This window comes from Salipiger abyssi (assembly GCF_017311415.1).
Lineage (GTDB): Bacteria > Pseudomonadota > Alphaproteobacteria > Rhodobacterales > Rhodobacteraceae > Salipiger > Salipiger abyssi_A.
The window spans coordinates 76,982-102,809 of the sequence record NZ_JAEKIS010000002.1 but is presented as its reverse complement, the minus strand read 5'-3'; the positions used below and the strand labels follow the sequence as shown (position 1 = coordinate 102,809).

Here is a 25,828-nt window from a genome sequence, read left to right as displayed (position 1 = left end):
ACCATGGCCACGCTCATCCCCGCTTTCGAAGACTTTGCCCGCGCCTATGAGGCCGGGCAGAACCAGGTGGTCTATGCCCGGCTGGCGGCGGATCTCGACACGCCGGTGTCGCTGATGCTGAAGCTGACGGGCGCCGCCAAGGACGCCTTCATGCTGGAATCGGTGACCGGCGGCGAGGTGCGCGGGCGCTATTCGATCATCGGGATGAAGCCCGATGTGGTCTGGAAATGCCACGACAGCAAAGCCGCGATCAACCGGCAGGCACGCTTCGATCCTGAGGCGTTCACGCCGCTGGAGGACGATCCGCTGACGGCGCTGCGCGCGCTGATCGAGGAAAGTCGCATCGAGCTGCCCGACGATCTGCCGCAATCGGCGGCGGGGCTCTTCGGCTATCTCGGCTATGACATGATCCGGCTGGTCGAGCATCTGCCGGATGTGAACCCCGATCCGCTCGGCCTGCCCGACGCGCTGATGCTGCGGCCCTCGGTCGTGGCGGTGCTCGACGGGGTCAAGGGCGAGGTCACCGTGGTGTCGCCGGCCTGGGTCAATGCGGGGCTCTCGGCGCGCGCCGCCTATGCGCAGGCCGCCGAGCGCGTGATGGACGCGGTGCGCGATCTCGAACGCGCGCTGCCGCAGGCGGGCCGCGAGCTGGGCGAAGCGCATGAGACCGGCGAGCCGGTGTCGAACTTCACCCGCGAGAGCTACAAGGCCGCCGTCGAGAAGGCCAAGGACTATATCCGCAAGGGCGACATCTTTCAGGTGGTGCCGGCGCAGCGCTGGACGCAGGACTTCCCGCTGCCGCCCTTCGCGCTCTACCGCTCTCTGCGGCGGACGAACCCCTCGCCCTTCATGTTCTATTTCAACTTCGGCGGCTTCCAGGTGATCGGCGCCTCGCCCGAGATCCTCGTGCGGGTCTTTGGCCGCGAGGTCACCATCCGGCCCATCGCCGGCACCCGCCCGCGCGGCGCCACGCCCGAGGAGGATCGCGCGCTGGAGGCCGATCTGCTGGCCGACAAGAAAGAGCTGGCGGAGCATCTCATGCTGCTCGATCTGGGCCGCAACGACACCGGCAAGGTGTCGAAGATCGGCACCGTGCGCCCGACCGAGAAATTCATCATCGAGCGCTATTCCCACGTCATGCATATCGTGTCGAACGTGGTGGGCGAGCTGGCCGAGGATCAGGACGCGCTGTCGGCGTTTTTTGCCGGCATGCCGGCGGGCACCGTTTCGGGCGCGCCCAAGGTGCGCGCGATGGAGATCATCGACGAGCTGGAGCCCGAGAAACGCGGCGTCTATGGCGGCGGCGTGGGGTATTTCTCGGCGGGCGGCGACATGGATATGTGCATCGCCCTGCGCACCGCCATAGTGAAGGACGAAAAGCTCTATATCCAGGCCGGCGGCGGCATCGTCTATGACAGCGACCCCGAGGCGGAATATATGGAGACCGTGCACAAATCCAACGCCATCCGCCGTGCGGCGGCGGATGCGGCGCGGTTCACCGGGACGGGCAATAGCTGAGGCCGTTGCCCTGTCCGGAGCCGCTCAGAGCTCTCTAAGGTAGGCCCAGGACACCCAGCCCTTGAGGCCGCGTGCCCGGTCGAGCGACACCTTGCACCAGCGTGTGCCTCCGGTCTGTGTGCATTCGATGAGACGCACCACCGTGCCGTTCGGCAGCCCGACATAGACGTCGAACCCTGTGCCGGGACCGCCGCGCATCTTCAGCATATCGTCCTCGGGAACCCCATAGACCTCGAAACGGTCGCGCCATCCGGCGGCGGCCGGGTCTGGCTGGACCAACGTCGCAAGAAGGCCGATCGCCAGCGCCTTGAATACGAATCCGCGCATATTGTTTTTCCTGTTCGTTGCCTCACCAACAGCTTACCCGTTCCCGGGCGCCGACGAAACGGGCAGCGCGAGATCCCGCGCCGTGGCTAACCGCGCGCGTTCCGGGCCACGAGGCAATAGCTCATGGGAATCTGCGCGTCGCGGCCGGCATAGATATCATAGTCCGGTTCACGAATCGTATGGCCGAACTCCTCCAGCGTCACGATATCCAGCCCGGAGCGGACGCAGGCGGTGACGATCTCGCCCAGTGTGTGAATGAACCAATAGCCGGTTTCGCCTTGCCCATGGCTCTTTCCGTCATAGGTGATCGTCTCGGTCACGCTCTGCGGGCGGCGCTCGAAATAGCTGAAGGCGGGTTCGAAGGGGCGCTCCTCCTCGGGGTCGAACATCTCCAGAAACGGATGGGTTTCGTAGATGACCAGATGGCCGCCCGGCGCCAGCAACCCGGCGGTCGTGCGGAAGAAGCCGGCCAGATCGGGCATCCAGTTGAGCACACCGATGGTGATCAGTCCCAGATCGAACCGGCCCAGATCGTCGGGCAGATCGTAGATGTCCGCTTCGAGCAACCGCGGCGCGAGCCCCGCCGCCTCGGCAAGCTGCCGGCCCTGCGCCAGAAAGGCGCCTGCCTGATCGATCCCAAGCTCCGGCCGGATGCCGAGCGCGGCCAGGGAAATCAGTTCGCGGGCATTGTTGCAGCCGATCTGTACGGCAGATTTCCCGTCCGGATCGAGCGTCTTCAATGTCGCCGTCAGCTGCGCGTCGAGTACCGAAAAACCGGGCCGGGCCGCGTTCTCCAGAAGCCGCTGCCACTGCGCGCCGCGCCCGTGCAGCGGTGCAGAGGCCTGCCAGGCGGCTTTGTTCGCCGCGGTGATGGCCTGCCTTGTATCGTCAACCATGGTCAGAACATCCTCTTTCCCTTTCGCGCCCACAGGAAGGGCCGGGGCGGTCCGCGGATCGCGGCGGGTGGTGTTTGTTAAACAGAAAAACGGAGCGGTAGATACCGCCCCGTTTCCCCTGTTCGTTCCGGCGCAGGGTCGAAAAGCACCGGAACGAGCTGCATATTCCGTTCCGGAGGCTGCCCTTACTTGGTCAGAAGCTGCGCCTCGTGCTTCTTCAGCGAGCGGCGTGCAGAGCCATAGGCCTTGATGCCGTCCTCATGCTCGAGCTCGGGGAAGAGTTCGAAGATTTCCTGACGCTGCGCATCGCCGACGCCTTTCAGCGACTGGTCGCCCGGCTGGAAGCTCTCGGTCCACGCGCCGTTCGACAGCACCACCTCGTGGTTGTCGAACATCATGTGGATGTAGCTCACACCAAGCGTCTCCACCTCGTCCACCCCGTCGAGCCCGGTCAGGTGCTTGGCCGCGGCCAGAACCTCACGCTCTTCGAAGTAAAGCGCGGTCTTGTCGTTGGCCACCAGCACGCGGTGGTTCGGCGAGACGAGCAGGTCGTGCTCGGGCAGGTTCTTGCCCAGCGAGCCCTGCTGGATCAGCACCGGGCACAGATGCGGCTTGCGCGCCAGCTCGTGGCCAGTGAGGTCCTTGCGGCCGATCCAGCGGATCTCCTGAATGCCGTTGTCGCGGGTGATCACGCGGTCGCCGACTTCCAGATCTTCGACCAGACGTTCGCCCTGCGGCGTCGCGATCAGCGTGCCCGGGGTAAAGCAGGGCAGCACTTCGACGGTGACGAAGGCGCTGTCGCTGCCGCCGTTGCCGTCATCGATTGTGTAGGTGAAGGAGTCATAGCCGGTGAAATCCTCGTCGGCGACGAAGGTCACGGTGCCGTCGTCGTTCAGCGTCACGGTGCCGTTCGGCGCATCGCCAACCGAGGTGATCGTCAGCGGATCGCCATCGGGATCGCTGTCGTTCTCGGTCGGATCGAAGGTGACCGGCGAGGTTTGCGTGGTGGCGTAAAGGTCGTTCACTGCGTCGGGGTCGGTGTTGCCACCCGGCGGGGGCGGCGGCGGCGGGTTGTCGCCGACGGTCACGGTGATGGTGCCGTCGTCGGTGCCGCCATTGCCGTCATCGACGGTGTAGGGAATGGTATCCTCGCCGGTGAAGCCGTCATCGGGCGTGTAGGTCACGGTGCCGTCTTCGTTCAGCGTCACGGTGCCGTTTTCGGGGTCGCCGAGATCGGACACGGAGAGCGGATCGCCGTCGACATCGGTATCGTTCAGCGTCGGGTCGAGCGTGACCGGCGTCCCTTCGGTGGTGTCCGCGGTGTCGTCATTGGCGACCGGCGCGTCGTTCACCGGATTCACCGTCACGGCGACATTGGCCGAGGCGGTATTGCCGTCGGGATCTTCGACCGTATAGGTGATCTCCGCCGGGCCGTTGTAATCGGCATCCGGCGTGAATGTGAGCGTGTTGTCGTCGTTAACGGTCACAGTGCCGTTGGTCGCGGTGGCGCCGGTGACGGTCAGCGGATCGCCCTGCGGATCGCTGTCATTGGCCAGTACGTCGACCACAACGGCCACGTCCTCGTCGGTTGTCACCGTATCGTCCACGGCCACCGGCACGTCGTCGACGCTATCGGTGGTCGAGAAGGCAACATCGGAGATCAGCACACCCTGCGTGGAGTTGCCGCCGTTCTCGTAAACGACCTCGATCCGCGAAACCGGGCCGGCGATATCCACACGCACGGTGCCATCCTGCTCGGCGAAGTTGGTCACCTCGTCGCCGGTGGCGGTGTCGCCGCTGATATTGGTGCCGGCGCCGAGCGCAGTCATGGTTACGTCGACCGGATTGCCCTCGGCGTCGTAGGCGAGAATGGTCACATTGTCCTGAAAGCTTTCGCCTTCGCCCATCGCGGCGCGGGCATATTCCGACAAGTCGCCGAGATCGCCACCGTCACCGCCGTCGACGTCGTTCAGAAGGAAGGAGATGTTCTCGACCGAATCGCCATAGGCTTCGCTGCTGGCGCGGAAGTCGAGTACGGTGGTCGAGGTGGAGGACACGGTCCCGCCGCCGTCACCGCCGGTGCCGAACAGCTTGAGATGCGAATTGGGGTCGGTGTCTGATCCCTCAGGCACATAACCGTCATAGGTGACGGTAAAGGCCTGCGCCTCGTCATCCTGTGCGGTAAAGGTGATGTCGACAGCGACGCCGCCGGTTTCCACGGTGGTGGTAACCGCATCGGGTGCGGTGTCGTCAAGGTTGGTGCCGTAAGCGCCAAGCGCGCTCCAATCCAGAACCAGATCAGCCATTGTTTTCGACCCTCATTACGTCAGACGGGGACAGGCCCCGGAACCGCTTCCACGGCGACGGCACATCGTTGCGCCGCCTGTTGTTTCGCTCGTCATGCCTGCAAGGTCTGCGTTGGGATCATGCGCCCGCGCCCACATTTTGTGTGGACGAAGCGCAGCTTCGCGGCGGCGGGGTTCTCCCCATGCGCATCCCTACGCATCCTTGCGGATGCCTGACAGTTCAGCGGCCGCCCCCGTGGCCAGCAGTCTTCACCCCCCAGTTGGGCTTGAGGAAATTAATAAGGCGGCATCGCAGCGACACAAAGCGGAAAATGGCGCAAAAGGGGCGGTCACCTCGGATAAGAGGCAATTTTTCGCCAATTTTTCCAAGGCGTTTTACGGCGTTTTTGAGAGTATTGTTTCCGTTTTGAACGACGGGGCGTGGCGTTTTGGCCTGAAAAATAAGGCGTGAACGCGGCGAACGCCCAGCGACGAACCGGCCAAATTGTCGGTTGATGCGAAACAGTGAGAGGGGCGCCGTGCTCGAGCAGAGAGCCCCACACGTTTGCGGAAAATGTGGCAGCGGTTGTCGCGCGACCGTGATCAATCTACCGTAGCGGAAGGCATTGGACCAAGCCACCCGGCGCGGCACCCCCGAAAATGCGAATCATTCGACGAAAAAACGGCACGAATCGGGTGCTGCCCCAGACGGTTCTCGCGAAAAGGCGGAATTGCGGCACGGCACCGCCGCCCCGCTCAGACCAGATTGGTGATCCAGCGGCACTGATACGGTGCCATCTCAACCGCCCCCGCGGTGACCTCCTCGCCGCTCAACAGGTCGACCCACTGCTCATCGGCGATCAGGTTGAGATCGCCCGCCGGGATCTCGACCGTCTCGCCGCTGACATTGTGCAGCGCAAAGATCGACTGCGCCCGGTCGAGCGACTGACGCCAGAGGCCAAAGATACGCTGGTCGAGATTCAGCGTGAACTGCGTCGCGTTGGGGTGAAAGCCCGGCTGCTCGGCGCGCAGCTTCAACCGCTCGGACAGCGCCGCCAGCACCCGCGCATGCAGGCTCTCCGGATCGGCGAGCCGTTCCTGAAGCTCGGGATAGTTCCAGCGATGGCGGTTGATCGCCCGGTTCATGCCGCGCCGCTCCACCGCTTCGAGATCGTTGGGCGTGGCCAGCATGGAATGGATGTAGAAGGCCGGAATCCCCTCCAGCGACATCATGATTGTCTGCGAGCAGAGGAAGCGCGCGAAGTGATGATCGTCGGCGCCATTGAAGGTGCGGCCCATCGCCTCGAAATACGAGCAGTTGAGCTCATAGGGCGCCTCGCCGCCGCCGGGCAGCGAGCGCATCGAGACCAGCCCGCCGATTTCGCGGATCGTGTCGATCACCTGGCCGATCTCGGGCGGCGGCAGCAGCCCCTCGGCGGGGCGCATGCCGATGCCGTCATGGCTGGCGGTGAAGTTGAGATAGGCGCAGCCCAGCGGCGCCGGTGGCATGGTGCGCTGCCAGTCGATCAGGTATTTCGCGCTGCCCGACATCATCGCGTGCAGGATCAGCGGCGGCAGCGGGAAGTTGTAGACCACATGCGCCTCGTTGCGCCGGCCGAAATAGCTGAGGTTCTCGGCCTTGGGCACATTGGTCTCGGTCAGCAGGATCACCGTCTCGGTGGTGTAATCCATCAGCAGCCGCATGAGCTGGATCACCGCATGGGTCTGCGGAAGGTGGATGCAGTTGGTGCCGAGCTGCTTCCAGAGGAAGGCCACCGCATCCAGCCGGATGATCCGCACCCCCATGTCGATATGCAGCCGGATGATGCGGATGATCTCCAGCAGCACCTCGGGATTGCGGAAATCCAGGTCGATCTGGTCGTGGCTGAAGGTGCACCAGACATGGCGGGTGCCCATGGCCGTCTCGACCTCCTGCAAGAGCGGCGTGGTGCGCGGTCGAACAACCATCGAGACATCGTCGGACGGGTCGGCCTCGAAGAAGAACTTGTCGTAGGGCGCCTGCCCCTGCCGGTAGGCGTTGAACCACACGCCCTGGCTCGAGACATGGTTGAGCACCAGATCCGACATCAGGTGGAACTCGGAACTGATGCGGGTGATGTCCGACCACTCGCCGAGCTGCGGGTTCACCTTGCGGTAATCGGTAACGGCGAACCCGTCATCGGAGGTGAAGGGAAAGAACGGCAGGATATGCACCCCGTTCACCACGCCCTTCATATGGGTGAGCAGGAAATCGTGCATCAGGTCGAGCGGCTTGTGAAACCCGTCGATCAGGCTGTCGCCATAGGTGATCAGCACCGCGTCGTTCTGCGTCCAGAGATTGTTGCCCGGCTTGCGCGGCTGTTTGCGGCGGTGCTTCTCCTCGGGCCAGAACGCCTCGATCACCTGGCTGGCGAGGATATGGGCGTCCAGCTCGGGATAGATAAAGCGGAGCAGTTCGGACAATCTGGCGCTGAAGGAGCTCTCGGTCATGAAATCTCTTTTGGCGTAGGGTGGTCTGACGGAGGCCGCTCGGCCCGGCGAGGCGGAGAATTTTGCCCCCGCGACCCTTTTGCGGCAAGCCGCTCCTTTCCGGTTAAGCCGTTCAAAGCGCTTTCACAAGTCAAATGTCCGCTGCACCCCGCCGTTGTGGCGCAGCATGTCGCTGGCTGACCGGATCAGGTCGCGCCCGGGCCGCGCGCTGCGCGGAATACCGGCTAGAGGCAGAGAGCGGGCTTGACGCCGGACGCCGCGCGCGCCGCCCAGACCCGCAGCGACAACCCACCCTTTTACAGGATCCGCCGGATGAGCTCCTACGCCCTGACCGTCAAATGCCCTTCGACCCGCGGCATCGTGGCCGCCATCGCCACGTTCCTCGCCGAACAGGGCTGCAATATCACCGACAGCGCCCAGTTCGACGATCTGGAGACCGGCAATTTCTTCATGCGGGTGAGCTTTCAGAGCGAGACCGGCGCCGAACTCGCTACGCTCGAGAGCGCCTTTGCCGATGTCGCCGGGACACTCGGCATGGATTATGCCTTCCATGACGAGAGCGAGAAGATGAAGGTGATCATCATGGTCTCGCGCTTCGGCCATTGTCTCAACGACCTGCTCTACCGCTGGCGCATCGGCGCGCTGCCGATCGACATCGTGGCGGTGATCTCGAACCACATGGATTACCAGAAAGTCGTGGTGAACCATGATATCCCCTTCCACTGCATCAAGGTCACCAAGGAGAACAAGCCCGAGGCCGAGCGTCGGATCATGGATGTGGTGGAAGACACCGGCGCCGAGCTGATTGTGCTGGCGCGCTACATGCAGATCCTCTCGGACGAGATGTGTCAGAAGATGTCGGGGCGGATCATCAACATTCACCACTCTTTCCTGCCGTCTTTCAAGGGCGCGAACCCGTACAAGCAGGCCTTTGAGCGCGGCGTGAAGCTCATCGGCGCGACCTCGCATTACGTGACCGCCGATCTCGACGAAGGCCCGATCATCGAGCAGGACACGGTGCGGGTGACGCATGCGCAGTCGCCCGAGGATTACGTGTCGCTGGGTCGCGATGTGGAGGCCTCGGTGCTGGCGCGCGCGATTCATGCGCATATCCACCGGCGGGTTTTCCTCAATGGCAACAAGACGGTAGTGTTCCCGGCCTCGCCCGGCTCCTACGCCTCCGAGCGTATGGGCTAGAGGCAGCGCCTGCGGCGCCGGGTTTGAGTATTTGCAGAAAGATGAAGATGCGGGCGCGGCACTCGTAAGGGGCCGCGCCTTTCTTTGGTCAGGTCGCGTCTGCGAGGCCGGAGAGCACAGCGTCGGCGGCGCGTTCGCCCGGTGGCGGGCCGCCGCGTCCGAGCCGCTCCATGGTGAGCTGCATGGCGCGGGCCTGCTCCTGCGGCGCATCGAGCACCCGTAGCAGCGCCTCCGCGATGGGATCGGGGCGGCAGGCCTCGCCGATGAATTCCGGCACCGCGCGGGTTTCCGAGACAAGATTGACCAGCGTTACCGTGTCGACGCGCAGCAACCGCCCGATGATCTGGCGCGACAGAAAGCCCATATCGTAGGCCACCACCATCGGCGTGCCCGCCGCCGCCAGCTCCAGCGAGACCGTGCCGGAGGCCGCCAGCGCCACATCCGCCGCGGCAAAGGCCGCGCGTTTCTCCGCCGCCATCGCGTCGCCCAGGCGCGTGGGATCGAGGATCAGCGGTGCGCCCGGCCAGCCGGCGCAGAGCTCGCGCACCAGCCCCGCCACCGGCGCCGCCGCCGGGAGCACCAGCCGCAGATCGGGACGGTCGCGGTGCAGCCGTGCGGCGACCTCGCCGAAGACCGGTGCCAGCCGCGTCACCTCGGAGCGCCGCGAGCCCGGCAGCATCAGCGCCAGCGGCGCCTCACCCAGCCCGTGGCGGGTGCGGAAGGCCGCTGCCTCGGCGGCGCTCGCCTGCGGTTCGGTCACCACCGGGTGGCCGACGAAATCGCAGCGCATGCCGGCGGCCTCCATATAGGGCGGCTCGAACGGCAGCAGCGCCAGCACCTGATCCACATGCCGCGCCATCTTTGCCGCACGCCCCGGGCGCCAGGCCCAGACCGTGGGCGCCACGTAATGCACCACGCGGATGTCGGAGCGCGCCTTGACCAGCTTGGCCACGCGCAGCGAGAACTCCGGCAGATCGACGGTCACCAGCACATCGGGCCTTGCGGCGATCACCGCCTCGGCGGTCTCGCGGATGCGGCGCTTGAGGTGGCAGTATTGCGCGAGGATCTCGGCAATGCCCATGATCGAGATCTCGTCCATGGGAAACAGGCTGTCGAGCCCCTCGCCCAGCATGCGCTCGCCGCCGATGCCGGTGAAGCGGATATCGGGCACCCTGCCCCTGAGCCCGGCCATCAGCGCCGCCCCCAGCCTGTCGCCCGACGGCTCGCCCGCGATCACGAAGACATGCATGGATCAGACCTTCCGTGCCAGGAGAAACAGATCGGCCTCGTCGAGCCGGCGGAGCAGCGCGGGCCGGTCGAGCACCATGACGCCGCGCGCGTCGATGACGATGCCGGAAAGCCCGGCGCGAATGGCGCCTTTGGCGGTATTCGGCCCGATCACCGGCAGATCGGCGCGGCGCTCCTGGCGGAATTTCGGCCCCTTGAAGAGAATGCCGCCGGTGCCGGGGGCGGATTCGGGCAGGCGCGCCAGCATCGCGTCGGTGCCGGCATCGTCCTCCTGCACCACCACGCGACCATCCCGGATCACGCAGGCCTGGCCGAGATCGGCGCGGCCCTGATCGACGCTGATCCGCTCGGCCAGCGCCATGTCGCGCGCCAGATCCGGCCCCGGCTGCGCGCGGGTCGCCACACCCTCCGGCATCAGCAGCGCCGGTGCCACCTCATGCGCGCCCACCACCTCGAACCCCGCCTCTTCGAGCAGGCCGATGACGATGCGCAGCGCGCCGTCGTCGCCGCGCCGGATCGCGCGGCGGATGGCGGGCAGCATCAGCGCCGTGCGCCAGTCGAGCCGCGAGAGGCGGATCTCGGGACGGCGCACCCGGCCGCACATGCAGATCCGGGTGACGCCGCGCGCCTTCAGCCAGTGCAGGAAGCCGCCGAGACGCTCGATGCGGAAGCTCTTGTCCACGTCGAGCCCCTCGGGGCGGTAGGGCTCCAGCGCGCAGATCAGCGGCGGCTCGGGCGCGGCCTCGGCCACCGCGCGCGGCAGGGCGCCCTGCCCGGCGATCAGAGCCAGCACCGGGCTCAGCCCGGCGTCAGGAAATGGCGGTCGCTGTCGCCGAGGATGAAGGCGACGATCTCGCGCACATAGGCGCTCTGGGTCTCGTCGCCGAGCCGTTTGGCGCGGTCGGCAAAGGCGCCCTCGCCCTGCGCCAGCATCTGGAAGGCGGCGCGCAGCGCGGTGATGTCGCTGCGGCTCACGCCCTTGCGCTTGAGGCCGACGAGGTTCAGCCCGTCGAGCTTGCCGCGCGGCGCCTGTACCAGACCGTAGGGAATGACGTCGTTGGTCACCATGGTGACCGCGCCGATGATCGCGCCGCGCCCGATGCGCACCCATTGGTGCACGCCGGAGAGCCCGCCGACGATCACGTCGTCCTCGAGCACGCAATGGCCGGCGACCGAGGCGTGGTTGACCAGGATCACCCGGTCACCCACCTGCGCGTCATGGGCCACATGGCAGCCGGCCATGAACAGCCCGTCATCGCCGACGCGGGTGACGCCGCCGCCGCCCTCGGTGCCGCAGTTCATGGTGACATGCTCGCGGATGCGGTTGCGCTTGCCGATCACCAGACGGGTCTTTTCGCCCTTGAACTTGAGATCCTGCGGGATCTCACCGATCACCGAGAACGGAAAGATCACTGTCTCGTCGCCGATCTCGGTCTCGCCGGTGACCACCACATGCGACTTGAGCTCGACGCCTTCGCCCAGGACGGCCTGCGGACCGATATGGCAGAACGGGCCGATGCGGCAGCCGTCGCCGATCTGCGCACCCTCTTCGACACAGGCGCTGGGATGGATCTCCGGCTGGGTCACGTCGGCAGGTCCATCATCGCGGTGAATTCGACCTCGGTGGCCATCTCGCCATCGACCTCGGCGACGCCGCCGAATTTCCAGATCTTGCCGCCGGGGCGCCCGCGCAGCGTGTTGAGCGTCATGCGCAGCTGGTCGCCGGGGCGCACCATGCGGCGGAATTTGCACTTGTCGATGGACATGAAATAGACCTTGAGATCCTTGTCGGCCAGATCCAGCGCGACCCCCACCATCACCGCCGTGGTCTGCGCCATCGCCTCGACGATGGTGACGCCCGGCATGATCGGCTGCCCGGGGAAATGCCCCTGGAAATGCGGCTCGTTCATCGTGACGTTCTTGATGCCGACCGCGGATTTGTAGCCGTCGATATCGACCACCCGGTCCACCAGAAGGAACGGGTAGCGATGCGGCAGGATGCGCTGGATAAGATCGATATCCGCGGAAAGCAGGGGTTCGGTCATTCTTGGCCTTTCAACTCCATTTATCGCAGATGTCCCTAGCAATAGCGGGACGATGGGGCAAGCTGCGCCGTGTCCGTCGCCACGCTGGACAGCGCTATTCCTGCGCGGCGGGCGCTTCGCCGGACGGCGCGCCGTCGCCAATTGCCGCGTCGATCCGGGCGATGGCTGTGTCGGTGATGTCGATCACCCCGGCGGAGAGGAACACCGTGCGCTTGTCCAGAATGACGGCCGCACCGGCCTCGCGCATGAGCTGCGCCAGCACCGGCTCGGCGGCGGAAAGAAACTGACGGCGGCGCTCCTCCGAGAGATTGCCGAGCGCGCGTGCCTTGGTGTCCTGCTCGCGGCGCAGCTCCTGGACCTTCTGGTCGAAGGCTTCGGCCAATGCGCGGAAGTCCGAGGGGCTCAGTGTTGCGCGCTTTTCGGTGAGATCCTTTTCCTCGGCGGTAAGTTCGGCCTCGATACGTCGGTTTTCCGCTGCGATCTCGGCCCCTTCGGTCTCCAGCATCTGGGTGATGCGCTGGCCATAGGCGCTTTCGGCAAACAGCCGGTCGATCTCCACCGTCAATATCTGACTTTGCACGACGCCGGGCTGCGCACTGTCCTGCGCCGCAGCAGCGACGCAGGCGAAGCTCAGCCCAAGCGCCAGCGCCCAGAGCCGAAACAGTCCCGCCACCTCAGAACTCGGTCGAGATCGACAGGCTGAAATTCTGGTCGCGGTCGTGCTCTTCCTTCTGCACCGGGCGCGAGAAGTTCAGCCGAAGCGGGCCAAAGGCGGAATCCCAGAAGACCGAGACGCCCACCACCTGACGGGCGCGGAAGTCGTCGTAAAGGATCTTGTTGGTGGTCGAATCCTTGGTCGCGTCCGACAGGCCCCAGACCGAGCCGATATCGTAGAAGACACCGCCCGAGATGCCGTATTCCTCCGGCAGACCGATGGGGAATTCCGCCTCGAGCCGGGCCACGGCGAAATAATTGCCGCCCAGGCCATCATCGACATCGCTTGCGGAATCGTATTCGCGGGGGCCGATGCCGCCGTATTCGAAGCCGCGCATGGTGGAATCGCTCAGCAGGAAACGGTCGGTGACCCGGCTTTCGCCACTGGAATAATGCAGCGCCCCGGCCTCGAAGGAGGCGCGCAGCGTGACCTCCTCGTTCCAGACCTTGGTCTGCGCAACCGCGCGCAGGTTGGTCTTGATGAAGTTGGTGTCGCCGCCGACGCCGCCGAAATCCTGGCCGAACTCCAGCAGCACGCCGGCATTCGGGTTCAACCCGGTACGCCGCGTGTCGTAGCTGAACGTATAGCCGATGCTGCTGTCGATGCGGCTGCCATCGTCCTCCTCGGCACGGATCACCTGGCCGGCATCATCGTCGTCGGTATTGGAAATGTCCGTGTAACGCGCGGTGTAGCGCAGGCTCAGGCGCCCGTTTTCCGAGATCGGGAAGCTGAAGCTCGGGCGGAACTGACCCTCGGCGGTGTCGAACTCGGCATATTCGTTGTCGGTCTCGGTGTAACCGAGCGCCAGACCGAAGGCGACGTCACGCCCCAGGAAAGCCGGTTCCACGAAGTTGAAATTGTAGCTCGATGCCGAAGACGCGGTGTTGATGCCCAGCGAAAGGATCTGGCCGCGGCCGAGGAAATTGCCCTCCCGGAAGGAGATCGCCGCGCCGAAACCGCTGGTGGTCGAATAGGAGCCGCCGAAGCCGATGGAGCCGGTCGGTTGCTCGTCAACATTCACGTCGATGATCACCTGCTGCGGTGTGGTGCCCTCGCGCGCCTCGACATTGGCGTCGGTGAAATACCCCAGCGCACGGATGCGCTCGGCGGCTTCGCGGATGGCGCGCGGGTTGAACGGGTCGCCCTCGGCGGTGTCGAACTGGCGCCGCACCACGCGGTCGAGCGTGGTGGTGTTGCCCTCGATGTCGATGCGTTCGACAAAGACGCGCGGGCCGCGGGTGAGCATGAACTCCACGTCCAGCGTCAGGTCGCGGTCATTGCGGGTCACACGCGGATCGACACGCACGAAGTTCAGGCCCTCGCGCACGGCAAGCCGCTCCAGCCGGGCGATCTCGTTCTCGACCAGAGAGGGCGAGTAGGTCTTGCCGGGTTTCAGCTTAACAGCGCTCTGGAACAGCTCGGGATCGACCTCGGGCAGATCGGAGGATACCGACACGTCGCCGAAGGAAAACTGCTGCCCCTCCTCGACATTGAAGGTGACGAAATAGCCGTCGCGTTCCTCGGCCAGCTCGGCATTGACACCGGTGATGCGGAAATCGACATAACCGCGCGAGGCGTAGAAATCCTGGAGCAGCTGGCGGTCGAAGGCGATCCGGTCCTCGATGAACGTATCCGAGCGGATGATCGCGCGCAGCAGGCCGGCCTGCTTGGTCTCCAGCACCCGGCGCAGGCGCCGGTCGGAATAGGCCTGGTTGCCGACGAAACCGATACGCTCGATCTCGGTCACGCCGCCCTCGAAGATCTCATAGACCAGATCGACACGGTTTTCCGAGCGCTTGATCAGCTTGGGGGTCACACGCGCGGCGACACGGCCCTGCTGGGTGTAGGCCTCGGCGATGGCCTGCGCGTCCTGCTCGGCGGTGCTGGGGCTGTAGACGCGGCGCGATTGCGAACGCACGATCTGCGCCAGATCCTCGTCCTTCATACGGCTGTTGCCTTCGAAGGCGATGCGGTTGATCGTCGGGTATTCCACGACCCGGATCACCAGCGTGTTGCCCTGCGGCACGATCTCGACCGTTTCGAACAGGCCCGAGGCCGAAATGCGCTGATAGGCATCGTTGAGCTGGGCGGCGCTCACGGGGGCGCCGCGCGCGATGCCGGCATAGCTCAGGATGGTGCCCGGCTCGATGCGCTGATTGCCTTCGATCGAGACATTGCTGAACGAGAAGGTCTGCGCTTCTGCCTGCTCCGGAAGAGCTGTGAAAGCCATTGTAATCGCGACAGAAACCGCCGCGACAGAGGTGCTGGTTCTGAAAATGCGCTTAAAACGCGGGGAACGGTTTCCCCAAAGCCCGTTGCTCATACTGCCGATCCACTCCGCCGTATTTTTCAACGTGAGTATCGGGATCGGCGCGGCTTGTCAAAAGCCGAAGCGCCCTGTCTTCAAAGCGATCCGAGAAAGGCACCGAAATACAACGCCGCGATGATCGTGAAGACGTAAAGCAGACGGTCCCAGTTGATGCTGAGCAGGAGGCCGAGGCTATGGTATCCGGACTGAATCGTTTGCATATTGGCACACTGGTAGCTGGTGGTTTCCAGACCCTAATAGTGGTCCAATGTGGCTTAATTGCGGCATCCCCGCGCTGGCAATTGGGCATTCGCCAGCGCGCTGGAACCGGTTACGGACAGAAGAGATCGTTGGTCAGGGCAAAGGCCATAAGCCCCAGGATCAGAACCAGACCGATCGACATCATGACGTTCAGCGCGCGGTCCGACGGCGGGCGCCCGCGCACCGCCTCCCAGGCGTGGAACACCAGATGCCCGCCATCGAGCACCGGCACCGGGAACAGGTTGAGCAGCCCCACGGCGGTGGAGAGCACCGCGATGAACGTGATGAAGCTCTGCCCACCCTGGCTGGCCATCGCTCCGGAGGTCTGGGCGATTCCGATGGGGCCCGAGAGGTTGCAGGAAGAGATATTGCCGACGATCATGTTCCACAGCCCCGACAGCGAGCCGGTGATGATCGACCAGGTCCGCTCCACCCCGCCGGTAAAGGCCTCGACGGGGCCGACCAGGCCCGTCGCGGGCTCAAAGGCCAGCCCGCCGACGATGCCGATGCGGTAGACGGTCTGATAGCCGCCCTCGGGCAGCGGTTCGTCGGTACGCTTGGGGGTCATCTCTACCGACAGCTCCTCGCCGTCGCGCCAAACGGTCAGCGCCAGCGGCGCGCCTTCGGATCCCTCGACCTTTTGCTTGAGCTGATCGAAGGCATAGGCCTCTTCGCCATCGATGGCGGTGATGATGTCGCCCGGCTCCAGCCCGGCCTCATAGGCCGCCGAGCGCGGCACGATCTGCGTCGCGATGGGCGGATAGACATAGGGGCCATCGACCTCGGTCACCTGCCCGTCGCGCTCTACCGTATAAGTCAGAACCGCCTGACGCGGCAGCGCCTCCATGAAATCGCCAAAGGCCTCGCCATCGGTGAAATCGGGCAGCGGCTCGCCGCCGATCTCGAGAATCACGTCGCCCTCGCGCAGATCCTGCGCCACTGGCAGCGCGCGCAGATCGCCCACGGTGAAGGGCTCGGTCACCTTGCCCTGCACCATGAAGATGCCGGTAAAGATCAGAATGGTGAGGATGAAGTTGAACACCGGCCCGGCGGCGACGGTCGCCGCGCGCGCCCAGATCGGTGCGCCGTTCATCGTATGGCGCAGCTCTTCGTCCGACATCTGCGACATGGCATCGAGATCGGCCCCGCCGCTGGCGTTGGAATCGCCGCGAAATTTCACATAGCCGCCAAAGGGCAGCGCCGCGATCTGCCATTTCGTGCCGCGCTTGTCGTAGCGCGACCAGATCACCGGCCCGAAGCCCAGCGAAAAGACATCTGCCTCAATCCCGGTCCAGCGGCCGACGATGTAGTGACCGTATTCATGTATGGCCACGATGATCGAAAGCGCGATCACGAAAGCGACCAGCGTGTAGAGCACGCCACCGAATTGCGGGATCATTTGGGTGATGTCCAAAAGCTCTGCCTCTCAATCCTGGTTAATGAACTCGTCCGCGGTTACACGGGCGAAATGGTCTGCGGCACGCACGTTATCAAGGGTGATACCGGCAGTAATGAGGCCGCTTTGAGCCGAAACACGGTTAAGTGTTTCTTCGACAACCTCGGCCATGCGCAGAAACCCGATGCGCCGCGCGATGAAGGCGTCGAGCGCGCGCTCCTTGGCGGCGTTGAACACTGCCCCTGCGAGCCCGCCGGTCGCCATGACCTCGCGCGCCAGCCGCAGCGCCGGCCAGCGCGTTTCGCAGGCCGCACGGAAGGTGAACTGACCGAGCTGAACGAGATCGAGCCGCGCCACCGGCAGCGTCTTGCGCTCCGGGTAATGCAGCGCGAATCCGATGGCGTGGCGCATATCGGGCGGCCCGACATGGGCCATGAGCGCGCCGTCGCGAAAACCGACCAGCGCGTGGATCATCGATTCGGGATGTACCAGAACCTCGATCAGCGCCGGGTCGATATCGAAAAACTCTTTGGTCTCGATGACTTCCAGAGCCTTGTTGAACATGGACGCGCTGTCGATGGTGATCCGCTGGCCCATGTCCCAGTTGGGATGGGTGGCGGCCTCTTCCGGCGTCGCCCCGGCCAGCTTTTCCAGCGGCCAGTCACGGAAGGCGCCGCCGCTGGCGGTGATGATCACCCGCTCGACCGCGGCGATATCCTCGCCGATCAGCGCCTGGAACACCGCCGAATGCTCGCTGTCCACCGGCAGCACCGCGCCACCATGGGCGCGCGCGGTCTGCACCACCAGCGGCCCGGCGCAGACCATGCTTTCCTTGTTGGCCAGCGCCAGAGTCGCGCCCTGCTCCAGCGCCGCGAGCCCCGGCGGCAGCCCCGCCGCGCCGACGATGGCCGACATCACCCAATCCGCCGGACGCTTTGCCGCCTCGATCAGCGCGGCCTCTCCGGCCGCCGCCTCGACACCGCTGCCGGCCAGCCGCTCGCGCAGCTCGGGCAGCAGCGCCACCTCGGCGGTCACCGCGATCTCTGCGTTGAGTTTCCTTGCATCATCAGCCAGTTGCGCGACGTTCCTGCCGCCGGTCAGCGCCACGATACGATAGAAGTCCGGATCGCGCGCGATCAGGTCGATGGTGCTTTGCCCGATCGACCCGGTGGCGCCGAAAATACTGATGCGCCTCATTCCACCCCCGGCGGGAAATCCACGATCTGGCCGGCAATCAGCAGGAACAGCGCCGCGCCCAGCATGCCGTCGAACCGGTCGAGCAGCCCGCCATGGCCCGGCAGCAGCGCCGAGCTGTCCTTGACCCCTGCCCGCCGCTTGATGGCGCTTTCGGCGATGTCGCCGATCTGGCTGGCCATCGAGATCGCGATAGAGACTCCCGCGAGCCCCGGCCCGGCATGCGTCGTGCCGGCAAAGAGCAGCCCGACAACGGCGGCACCGGTCCAGCCCGCCACGGCGCCCGACCAGGTCTTTTTCGGGCTGACACGCGGCCAGAGCTTCGGCCCGCCAATGGCGCGGCCGGCGAAATAGCCGGCCACATCGGTGACCACGACCACCAGCACCATCCACAGCATCCAGGTCAGGCCGAAATCCGAGCGCAGCGCCATGATGCCGTAGCCCGCCAGCATGATCAGCGCGGTAAAGACCGAATAGGTCACCCCGCCGCGCTCCATCTGGCCGAAACCCGCCATCGAGGGCAGCAACAGCAGCGGCAGCGCCAGGGCCGGCGGCAGGTAGATCGCCGCCAGCGCGCAGCTGCCGGCGACCAGCGCCAGCACGCGCGCCGAGCGGTGCCGTGCGGTGTCGAGCATCTGCACCAGTTCCCAGACCATCACGCCGCAGCTGAGCGCGATCAGTCCGCGCCAGAAGATCCCGCCGAGCCAGACCGCGCCGAGGCCGATGACGATCAGCCCCGCCGCCGAGATCACCCGGGGCCGCAAATCCGTCCAGCGCGACGGGCTCATGCCTTCACGCCCCCATAGCGGCGGTCGCGCGCACCATAGGCGCCGACCAGCTTGCCGAATTCGCCGGCGCTGAAATCTGGCCAGAGCGTATCGACGAACTCGTATTCCGCATAGGCCGACTGCCAGAGCAGGAAATTCGAGATCCGCGCCTCGCCGCTGGTGCGGATCACCAGATCGGGGTCGGGCAGCACGCAGGTGTCGAGATATTTCGGCAGCGTTTCCTCGTTGACCGACGCCGGGTCGAGCTTGCCCGCCGCCACGTCCTCGGCCAGCCGCTTGGTGGCGCGTGCCACCTCGTCGCGGCCGCCGTAATTGATCGCGATGGTGAGATTCACGCCGGTGCAATCGGCGGTCATCAGCTCCAGCTCGTCCATCAGCGTCACCAGCTTGTTGTCGAGCCGCACCCGGTCACCGATAAAGCGCACCCGCACGTTCTCTTCGCGCAGCGCGCGGGCTTCCTTGGTGATATAGCGGCGAAACAGGCTCATGAGCCCCGCCACCTCGGATTGCGTGCGGCGCCAGTTCTCTGTCGAGAAGGCAAAAATCGTCAGATATTTCACACCGCTATCCGGGCAAGCCTCGACGATCTCGCGCACCCGTTTCGCGCCGGCGTGATGGCCGAACAGACGCGGCCGGCCCCGGCGCTGCGCCCAGCGTCCGTTGCCGTCCATAATGATCGCCACATGGCGCGGACCGGCGCCATCGCGGATCGGTTTGGGCATAACGCGCCCCTCCCTTTACCTTCTGGCACCGCCGGTCCGGATCAGACCTGCATGATCTCTTCCTGCTTGTGCTCGAGCGCGTCGTCCACCTTCTTGATATAGGTGTCGGTCAGCTCCTGCACTTCGCTCTCCCAGAACTTCTGGTCGTCCTCCGACATGCCGTCGGATTTGGCCTTCTTGATCTGGTCCATGCCATCGCGGCGCACGTTGCGAATCGCGACACGCGCGTGTTCGGCATATTGCCCGGCAACTTTGCCCAATTCGCGGCGGCGCTCCTCGTTCAGCTCGGGGATCGGCAGCATGATGATGGTGCCGTTGAGCTGCGGGTTGATGCCCAGCCCGCTTTCGCGGATCGCCTTCTCGACCTTGCCGACCAGCCCCTTGTCCCAGACATTGACCGTCACCATACGCGGCTCGGGCACGTTCACCGTGCCGACCTGGTTGATCGGGGTCATTGCGCCATAGGCGTCGACCATCACCGGCTCCAGCATCGAGGCCGAGGCCCGCCCGGTCCGCAGCGAGGCGAATTCCGTGCGCAGGTTCGACATGGCGCCATCCATGCGGCGCTTGAGATCGTCGGTGTCGAGTTCGAAATCGTCTGACATATTGGTCTTGCCCGCTCAGGTGTTTTTCGTTCCGCCCGCTTTCTAGGACAGGCGCGCCCGGATGTATAGCGCTTTGCCCCCTGCGCCGGCGCCGGATGGCGCGCTGCGCCGGGCCTCGCGCCGCGACCAGTGTTTCCATTGGCCGCAAATATCCCGGGGTGAATGCCGCCCCGGGCGGCAGAGGGGCTGGCCCCTCCGCGCCGGGGCAATCAGCCGTGAACGGTGGTATAGGTGCCCTCGCCCGCCAGAATGCCCCGGAACCCGCCGGGCTCGTCGAGCGAGAACACGATGATCGGCAGGTGATTGTCCCGCGCCAGCGCGATGGCCGAGGCATCCATGACCTTGAGATGCTTGGTCAGCACATCGTCATAGCTGATCTTGTCGAAGCGTACCGCGTCAGCGTGCTTCATCGGGTCCTTGTCATAGACCCCGTCCACCTTGGTGCCCTTGAAGATCGCCTCGCAGGCCATCTCGTTGGCGCGCAGGGTCGCGGCGGTGTCGGTGGTGAAATAGGGGTTGCCGGTGCCGGCGGCAAAGATGCAGACCCGTTTCTTCTCCAGGTGGCGCACCGCGCGGCGGCGGATATAGGGCTCGGCCACCTCGTCCATGCGAATGGCCGAGATCACCCGGGTGAAGACGCCCTGCTCTTCCAACGCCGACTGCATCGCCAGCGCGTTCATCACCGTCGCCAGCATGCCCATGTAGTCGGCGGTGGTCCGTTCCATCCCCTGCGCCGAGCCCGCGAGCCCGCGAAAGACGTTGCCGCCGCCGATGACCATGCAGATCTCGACGCCCATGTCGTGCACCGATTTCACCTCGCGGGCGATGCGCTCGACGGTCGGCGGATGCAGCCCGTAGCCCTGGTCGCCCATCAGCGCCTCGCCCGAGATTTTCAGCAACACGCGCTTGAAGGTGGTCTGCGAGGTGTCGGTCATGTTGCGCTCCATCGGCGAGGGGGTCTAGGATCGGCGCCATATGTGGCGGAAAACCTCTGCGGCTGCAATGCCGCAGCGCGGGCGCAAAGGAGGGCGCGGTGGCCGATATTCTGACCCGGCTGGCGCCCGATCCGCGGCGCCCGGTGCTGATCGCGGGGCCCACCGCCAGCGGCAAGTCCGCGCTTGCGCTGGAAATCGCGGAAAATCAGGGCGGCGTGGTCGTCAATGCCGATGCGATCCAGGTGTTTTCCGATTGGCGCGTGCTGACCGCGCGGCCTTCGAAGGCCGAGGAAGCGCGTGTGCCGCACCGGCTTTACGGTCATGTGCCGGGCGATCATGCCTATTCGGTGGGCGAATGGCTGCGCGATCTGACGCCGCTGTTGGCGGGGCCGGAGCGGCTCATCATCGTTGGCGGCACCGGGCTCTATTTCACCGCGCTGACCGAGGGGCTGGCCGAGATCCCCGCCACCCCGCCGGAGATCCGCGCCGAGGCCATGGCGCGGCTCGAGGTCGGCGAGCTGGCGGCGCTGGTAGCCGAGCTCGATCCCGAGACCCGCGCCCGCATCGACCTTGCCAACCCCATGCGCGTGCAGCGCGCCTGGGAGGTGCTGCGCGCCACCGGGCGCGGCATCGCCGCCTGGCAGGCCGAGACGCCGCCGCCGCTGCTGCCGCTCGCCAAGGCGCAGCCCATTCTCTTCGATGCGCCCAAGGACTGGCTCGATGCGCGCATCGAGACACGGTTCCGCAAGATGCTGCGCGGCGGCGCGCTCGACGAGGCGCGCGCTAACCTCCCCGACTGGTCGCCCGCCCTGCCCTCGGCCAAGGCCATCGGCGCAGCGGAGCTGATGGCGCATCTGCGCGGCGAGATCCCGCTCGAAGAGGTCACCACCCGCGCCACCGTGCTCACAAGGCAGTTCGCCAAGCGCCAGCGCACCTGGTTCCGCGCACGCATGAAAGGCTGGCCGGCGCTCAGCCCTGCCGAGGTGGGCGCATGAGCGCCGCTGCCCAGACCGGGGCGCCGGCGCGCGTCGTCTCGCTGGGGCAGGTCTCGGGCTGGCAATACCGGCTGCTGCACGACCGGGCCGAGCATACGCTGCTCTGGCTGACCCGGGGCCAGGGCCGGGTCATCGTCGATGGCACACGGCGCGGGCTCGGGCCGCATAACGCGCTCTTCCTGCCTGCCGGGACGCTGTTTTCGCTGGAGACCGGGCCGCAGAGCCTCGGCATGCTGATGCATTGCCCGGCAGGCCTCACCGGGGTCTTTCCCGGCGAGCCGCTGCATCTGCGCATCCGCGAGGGATTCGCCCAGGCCGAGCTCACAGCCGAGCTCGACGCGATGCTGCGCGAGGCGGGTCAGGGCCGCGCCATGGTGGCCGAAGCGCTCGACGCGCATGCGCGGCTGGTCGCGGTCTGGCTGCACCGCCAGATCGCCGCCGGCACCCAGGACACGCGGCGCGACAGCGCCGGGCAGCGGCTGATGCGGCTCTTCAGCGGTGCGCTCTCTGCCGGGTTCCGCAGCGACCGGGGGGTTTCGGATTACGCGTCGGCGCTCGGTGTCACCGCGACCCATCTCACCCGCACCGCCCGCGCCGCCTGCGGCATGACCGCCGCCGCCATGCTGGCCGAGCGCAAGCTGCACGAGGCGCACCGGCTGCTGAGCCATCCGGCGCCGCCGGTCAACCGCATCGCCAGCGATCTGGGCTTTCACAGCGCGCCCTACTTCACCCGCTTCATCCGCAGCCATACCGGCCTCTCGCCGACCGAGATCCGCCGCGGCACCCGGGCGCCCGGCAGTCGCGCAGCGCTGCACCGCTGAGCGCCGCGCAAAATTCCTTGCCCCGAAAGCCTGTTCCGGGCTTTGATCGGCGCGGGTGGCACATCGGTCCTGCGCGGCCAGGAGGGAAACCGCATGACGCAATCGGGAATACACCCAGCCGCATCGCTTTATGCCCGCGAGCTGGCCGAGGGAAAGCTCGGCCGGCGCGAGTTCCTGACAAGGGTCACCGCGCTGGGGCTCGGGACCGCGAGCGCCTATGCGCTGGGCGGGCTCGCGGCGCCGGCCCGTGCGGAGGAGGCGCCGCAAGGGGCCGAGGACGCGGTGCTGCGGATCCAGATGGAGGTGCGCCCGCTCAAGGATCCGCGCACCGCCGACTGGTCGGAAATCGCCAATATCACCCGGGGCTGGCTGGAATATCTCGTCGAGTACAATCGCGACGGCAGCGTGCGCGGCATGCTTCTGGAGCGCTGGGAGGTCAATGACGACGCCACCGAATACCGGCTGCATATCCGCCCCGGCGTGACCTGGAACACCGGCGAGCCCTTCACCGCCGCCGATGTCGCGCGCATGTTACACTACTGGTGCGACCGCGATGCCGAGGGCAATTCCATGGCCGGTCGGCTGGCTGCGCTGGTCGACCGCGAGACCGGCAAGCTGCGCGACGGCGCGGTCACCGTCGAGGACGAGCTGACCCTGCGCCTGCGCCTCGCCGCCCCGGATGTGGCGCTGATGGTGAACCTCGCCGATTATCCCGCCGCCGTGGTTCATGCCAGCCACAGCCCCGAGACCATGCTGGACACCCCCATCGGCACCGGCCCCTACCTGCCGGAAACCGTGCGGCCCGGCGAGCGCGCGGTGCTGGTGCGCAACCGCGCCCATGACTGGTGGGGCGCGCGGGCCGAGGGTTTCGGCGGCGCCACGCTGGAGCGCATTGAGTTTCTCGATTACGGCACCGATCCGGCAAGCTGGCTCGCCGCCGCCGAGCGCGGCGAGATCGACATGCTCTACGAGAATATCGGCGATTTCATCGCGCTGGGCGATCAGATCGGCTGGCAGCGCTCCGAGGTCTCCACCGGCTCCACCGTGGTGCTGCGCGCCAGCCAGACCGCGCTGGTGGACGGGCGCGCGCCCTATGCCGACCGCCGCGCCCGCAAGGCGCTGCAACTGGCCATCGACAATGAAATCTGCCTCGAACTCGGCCATGCCGGCCTCGGCACCGTGGCGCAGAACCATCACGTTGCCCCGGTGCATCCCGATTACGCCGATATCGGTCCGACGGAATATAACCCCGCCGCCGCCCTGCCGTTGATGGAAGAGGCCGGGCTGGCAGCGTTCGAACACGAGCTGATCACGCTCGACGACGGGCTGACCATGCGCAGCGGCGATGCGGCGGCGGCAATGCTGCGCGATGCCGGGCTCAAGGTCCGCCGCACGGTGCTGCCCGGCTCACGCTTCTGGTCCGACTGGACGGCCTATCCGCTCTCGGTCACCGAGTGGAACCACCGCCCGCTCGGCATTCAGGTGCTGGCGTTGGCCTATCGCTCCGGCGAGCCCTGGAACGAGAGCGGCTATGCCAATCCCGCGTTCGACGCGCTGGTCGCCGAGGCGCTGACCGTCGCCGATGCCGAGACGCGCCGTGAGGTGATGGCGCGGATCGAGCGTCTGTTGCAGGAGGATGCGGTGATCGTGCAGCCCTACTGGCGCTCGCTCTACCGCCATTTCCGGCCCGGCGTGACCGGCGCCGAGATGCACCCGTCCTTCGAGATCCATCTCTACAAGCTGGGCCTGTCGTGAGGGGAGTTCCTCGCACAGTCATTGCGAGAGCCGCGCCAGGAAAACGACGCAGATCTTCGCGGTACCTTACTCCTCCAGCAGCCCCTCATAGCGCGCATCCGTCAGCGTTTCGAGAAACGCCACCAGCGCGTCGATGCGCTTGTCGTCGAGCGCCGGCCCCTCGGTGAGCTCCTCCATGGCGATGTTCTCGGCGATCTCCGGCGCGGCAAAGGGCTCTCCGGTCTCCGGATTGATCTTCCGCGCCTCGTTGCGGGTGTTGTAGCTGTTGTAGAACAGGATCACCGTGCGCAGATCCTCGAAGACGCCGTTATGCATGTAAGGCCCCGTCACCGCGACGTTGCGCAGCGTCGGCGTGCGGTAGCGCCCCGCCGTCTCGGGCCTGTCCTCCACCCCGGGATTGGCGCGCAGCCCGGCATCGGCGGCCTCGACCCCGTTGAGCGCGCGCAGATCGGTGTTCTCCGGCACGCCGAGATTGTAATAATGGTAATCGGAGAACGTCTCTTCCGGGTCGATGGCGCTGCGGCGCAACTGGTGGCACAGATTGCAGTTGGTGAATTGCTGCGAAAAGAACAGCAGCCGCCCCAGCTCTTCCTGCTGCGTCAGCTCGGCCTCGCCGCGCAGGAACCGGTCGTATTTCGAATCGAAGGCGGCAAATTCCGGCTGCCGCTCATAGGCCGCGATGGCGCGGGTCATGGCGTCATAGGCGGCCTCTTCATCCTCCAGCACGCCCTCGCCGAAGAGCGCCGGAAACGCCGCCTGGTATGCAGGCTTTTCGCGCAGCCGCGCCAGCACCGCGCCCTTGTCGGCCATGCCCATCTCGATCGGATTGAGCGGCGGCCCGCCGGCCTGATCCTCAAGCGTGGCGGCACGCCCGTCGTGAAAGAGCCCGCCCATCCACTGCCCGTCCTCATCCTGCCCGAAGGCGGGCGCATAAGCGGCATAGGTGGCGGTGGGCGCGTTGCGGTCGCCGAAAGAGCTGCCGTCATCGCCGGTCGAGGCGGCGCCGCGCGGATCGGCAAAGGCAAAGGACGGATCGTGACAGGTGGCGCAGCTCTGGGTGCGGTTGGCCGAGAGGTCGGTGTCGAAGAACAGCGCCTCGCCAAGCGCCTCGATGCTCTGCGGCGGCCCCGGCTCGGTCGAGCGCAGCGCCGTGGCGCTGAGCCCGGCGGTAAGCGCGGCAAGAACGGCGAGGCTGAGGATCGGGGCGGGTTTCATGCATGCGTCTCCAAGTCGGGAGCAAGAATGCACGCGTTCCTATACCTCTCCTTGACCTGGGTCAATTTTCCAGAGAGTTTTTGTCGGAAATCGTGAAGCGCCGGGTCGCTGC

Annotated in this window: 24 protein-coding genes; 6 read left to right on the top strand and 18 right to left on the bottom strand. The window is 66.0% G+C overall.

From position 1 onward, the window contains the following. The first annotated feature begins 3 nt into the window (after positions 1 to 3). Positions 4 to 1,518 carry an anthranilate synthase component I gene (trpE, locus tag I6N89_RS03825; RefSeq protein WP_207016897.1) on the top strand — a complete coding sequence of 505 codons (1,515 nt, stop codon included), beginning with the start codon at positions 4 to 6 and terminating at the stop codon, positions 1,516 to 1,518. A gap of 24 nt (positions 1,519 to 1,542) precedes the next feature. Here trpE and I6N89_RS03820 read toward each other — a convergent pair whose 3' ends face one another. The 3 genes from I6N89_RS03820 to I6N89_RS03810 form a co-directional block, all read right to left on the bottom strand. Continuing rightward, positions 1,543 to 1,845, bottom strand: a complete 303-nt coding sequence (locus I6N89_RS03820) for an SH3 domain-containing protein (protein ID WP_207016896.1) — start codon at positions 1,843 to 1,845, stop codon at positions 1,543 to 1,545. 86 nt (positions 1,846 to 1,931) lie between these two features. Next, positions 1,932 to 2,741 carry a class I SAM-dependent methyltransferase gene (locus tag I6N89_RS03815; RefSeq protein ID WP_207016895.1) on the bottom strand — a complete coding sequence of 270 codons (810 nt, stop codon included), beginning with the start codon at positions 2,739 to 2,741 and terminating at the stop codon, positions 1,932 to 1,934. A 185-nt stretch (positions 2,742 to 2,926) separates the two neighbouring features. After that, the gene (locus I6N89_RS03810; protein ID WP_207016894.1) at positions 2,927 to 5,047 is read right to left on the bottom strand and encodes an Ig-like domain-containing protein; all 2,121 of its coding nucleotides are present in this window, start codon (positions 5,045 to 5,047) and stop codon (positions 2,927 to 2,929) included. Between the two features lie 235 nt (positions 5,048 to 5,282). Here I6N89_RS03810 and I6N89_RS03805 point away from each other — a divergent pair, with 235 nt between their 5' ends. After that, the gene (locus I6N89_RS03805; RefSeq protein ID WP_207016893.1) at positions 5,283 to 5,498 is read left to right on the top strand and encodes a hypothetical protein; all 216 of its coding nucleotides are present in this window, start codon (positions 5,283 to 5,285) and stop codon (positions 5,496 to 5,498) included. A gap of 284 nt (positions 5,499 to 5,782) precedes the next feature. Here the strand turns inward: I6N89_RS03805 and I6N89_RS03800 are convergent, their stop codons facing one another. Continuing rightward, positions 5,783 to 7,516, bottom strand: coding sequence for a sugar phosphorylase (locus I6N89_RS03800; protein ID WP_207016892.1), 1,734 nt, complete (start codon positions 7,514 to 7,516; stop codon positions 5,783 to 5,785). Positions 7,517 to 7,828: 312 nt separating this feature from the next. Here I6N89_RS03800 and purU point away from each other — a divergent pair, with 312 nt between their 5' ends. Then, positions 7,829 to 8,713: a formyltetrahydrofolate deformylase gene (purU, locus tag I6N89_RS03795; RefSeq protein WP_207016891.1), complete on the top strand. Its 885-nt coding sequence runs from the start codon at positions 7,829 to 7,831 to the stop codon at positions 8,711 to 8,713. 88 nt (positions 8,714 to 8,801) lie between these two features. On the opposite strand, the gene lpxB is transcribed toward purU, so the two are convergent. The 13 genes from lpxB to pyrH all read right to left on the bottom strand — a co-directional run bounded on the left by lpxB (position 8,802) and on the right by pyrH (position 20,930). After that, positions 8,802 to 9,962: a lipid-A-disaccharide synthase gene (gene lpxB, locus I6N89_RS03790; protein ID WP_207016890.1), complete on the bottom strand. Its 1,161-nt coding sequence runs from the start codon at positions 9,960 to 9,962 to the stop codon at positions 8,802 to 8,804. A gap of 3 nt (positions 9,963 to 9,965) precedes the next feature. Next, entirely contained in the window at positions 9,966 to 10,754 is a 789-nt protein-coding gene (locus I6N89_RS03785; protein ID WP_207016889.1) for an LpxI family protein, read from the bottom strand. Between the two features lie 5 nt (positions 10,755 to 10,759). Continuing rightward, the gene (lpxA, locus tag I6N89_RS03780; protein WP_207016888.1) at positions 10,760 to 11,548 is read right to left on the bottom strand and encodes an acyl-ACP--UDP-N-acetylglucosamine O-acyltransferase; all 789 of its coding nucleotides are present in this window, start codon (positions 11,546 to 11,548) and stop codon (positions 10,760 to 10,762) included. Next, the gene (fabZ, locus tag I6N89_RS03775; protein WP_207016887.1) at positions 11,545 to 12,006 is read right to left on the bottom strand and encodes a 3-hydroxyacyl-ACP dehydratase FabZ; all 462 of its coding nucleotides are present in this window, start codon (positions 12,004 to 12,006) and stop codon (positions 11,545 to 11,547) included. The genes lpxA and fabZ overlap by 4 nt, the downstream gene beginning before the upstream one ends. Positions 12,007 to 12,100: 94 nt before the next feature. Beyond that, complete coding sequence (locus I6N89_RS03770; RefSeq protein ID WP_328805838.1) at positions 12,101 to 12,679, bottom strand: OmpH family outer membrane protein; 579 nt, start codon at positions 12,677 to 12,679, stop codon at positions 12,101 to 12,103. A 1-nt stretch (position 12,680) separates the two neighbouring features. Further along, on the bottom strand, positions 12,681 to 14,951 hold the full coding sequence (gene bamA / locus I6N89_RS03765; protein ID WP_236016421.1) for an outer membrane protein assembly factor BamA: 2,271 nt from the start codon (positions 14,949 to 14,951) through the stop codon (positions 12,681 to 12,683). A 173-nt stretch (positions 14,952 to 15,124) separates the two neighbouring features. Next, a complete protein-coding gene (locus tag I6N89_RS25650; protein WP_268957214.1) occupies positions 15,125 to 15,250 on the bottom strand; it encodes a hypothetical protein in 126 nt (41 codons plus the stop codon). A gap of 110 nt (positions 15,251 to 15,360) precedes the next feature. Further along, on the bottom strand, positions 15,361 to 16,704 hold the full coding sequence (gene rseP / locus I6N89_RS03760) for an RIP metalloprotease RseP (protein WP_207016885.1): 1,344 nt from the start codon (positions 16,702 to 16,704) through the stop codon (positions 15,361 to 15,363). A gap of 12 nt (positions 16,705 to 16,716) precedes the next feature. Next, positions 16,717 to 17,883: a 1-deoxy-D-xylulose-5-phosphate reductoisomerase gene (dxr, locus tag I6N89_RS03755; protein ID WP_207016884.1), complete on the bottom strand. Its 1,167-nt coding sequence runs from the start codon at positions 17,881 to 17,883 to the stop codon at positions 16,717 to 16,719. Further along, a complete protein-coding gene (locus tag I6N89_RS03750) occupies positions 17,880 to 18,668 on the bottom strand; it encodes a phosphatidate cytidylyltransferase (RefSeq protein ID WP_207016883.1) in 789 nt (262 codons plus the stop codon). The genes dxr and I6N89_RS03750 overlap by 4 nt, the downstream gene beginning before the upstream one ends. Continuing rightward, positions 18,665 to 19,390 (bottom strand): polyprenyl diphosphate synthase, encoded by a 726-nt coding sequence (uppS, locus tag I6N89_RS03745; protein WP_207016882.1) that lies wholly within the window; start codon positions 19,388 to 19,390, stop codon positions 18,665 to 18,667. Before uppS ends, I6N89_RS03750 begins: the two co-directional genes overlap by 4 nt. Before the next feature lie 41 nt (positions 19,391 to 19,431). Then, positions 19,432 to 19,995, bottom strand: coding sequence for a ribosome recycling factor (gene frr / locus I6N89_RS03740; RefSeq protein ID WP_207016881.1), 564 nt, complete (start codon positions 19,993 to 19,995; stop codon positions 19,432 to 19,434). Between the two features lie 209 nt (positions 19,996 to 20,204). After that, positions 20,205 to 20,930 carry a UMP kinase gene (gene pyrH / locus I6N89_RS03735; protein WP_207016880.1) on the bottom strand — a complete coding sequence of 242 codons (726 nt, stop codon included), beginning with the start codon at positions 20,928 to 20,930 and terminating at the stop codon, positions 20,205 to 20,207. A gap of 98 nt (positions 20,931 to 21,028) precedes the next feature. Here pyrH and miaA point away from each other — a divergent pair, with 98 nt between their 5' ends. The 3 genes from miaA (at position 21,029) to I6N89_RS03720 (ending at position 24,501) form a co-directional block, all read left to right on the top strand. Continuing rightward, positions 21,029 to 21,925, top strand: coding sequence for a tRNA (adenosine(37)-N6)-dimethylallyltransferase MiaA (gene miaA, locus I6N89_RS03730; protein WP_207016879.1), 897 nt, complete (start codon positions 21,029 to 21,031; stop codon positions 21,923 to 21,925). After that, entirely contained in the window at positions 21,922 to 22,746 is an 825-nt protein-coding gene (locus tag I6N89_RS03725; protein ID WP_207016878.1) for a helix-turn-helix transcriptional regulator, read from the top strand. The genes miaA and I6N89_RS03725 overlap by 4 nt, the downstream gene beginning before the upstream one ends. Before the next feature lie 93 nt (positions 22,747 to 22,839). Continuing rightward, positions 22,840 to 24,501 (top strand): ABC transporter substrate-binding protein, encoded by a 1,662-nt coding sequence (locus tag I6N89_RS03720; RefSeq protein ID WP_207016877.1) that lies wholly within the window; start codon positions 22,840 to 22,842, stop codon positions 24,499 to 24,501. Positions 24,502 to 24,567: 66 nt separating this feature from the next. Here the strand turns inward: I6N89_RS03720 and I6N89_RS03715 are convergent, their stop codons facing one another. Next, a complete protein-coding gene (locus I6N89_RS03715) occupies positions 24,568 to 25,716 on the bottom strand; it encodes a cytochrome-c peroxidase (protein WP_207016876.1) in 1,149 nt (382 codons plus the stop codon). Between the last annotated feature and the right edge of the window lie 112 nt (positions 25,717 to 25,828).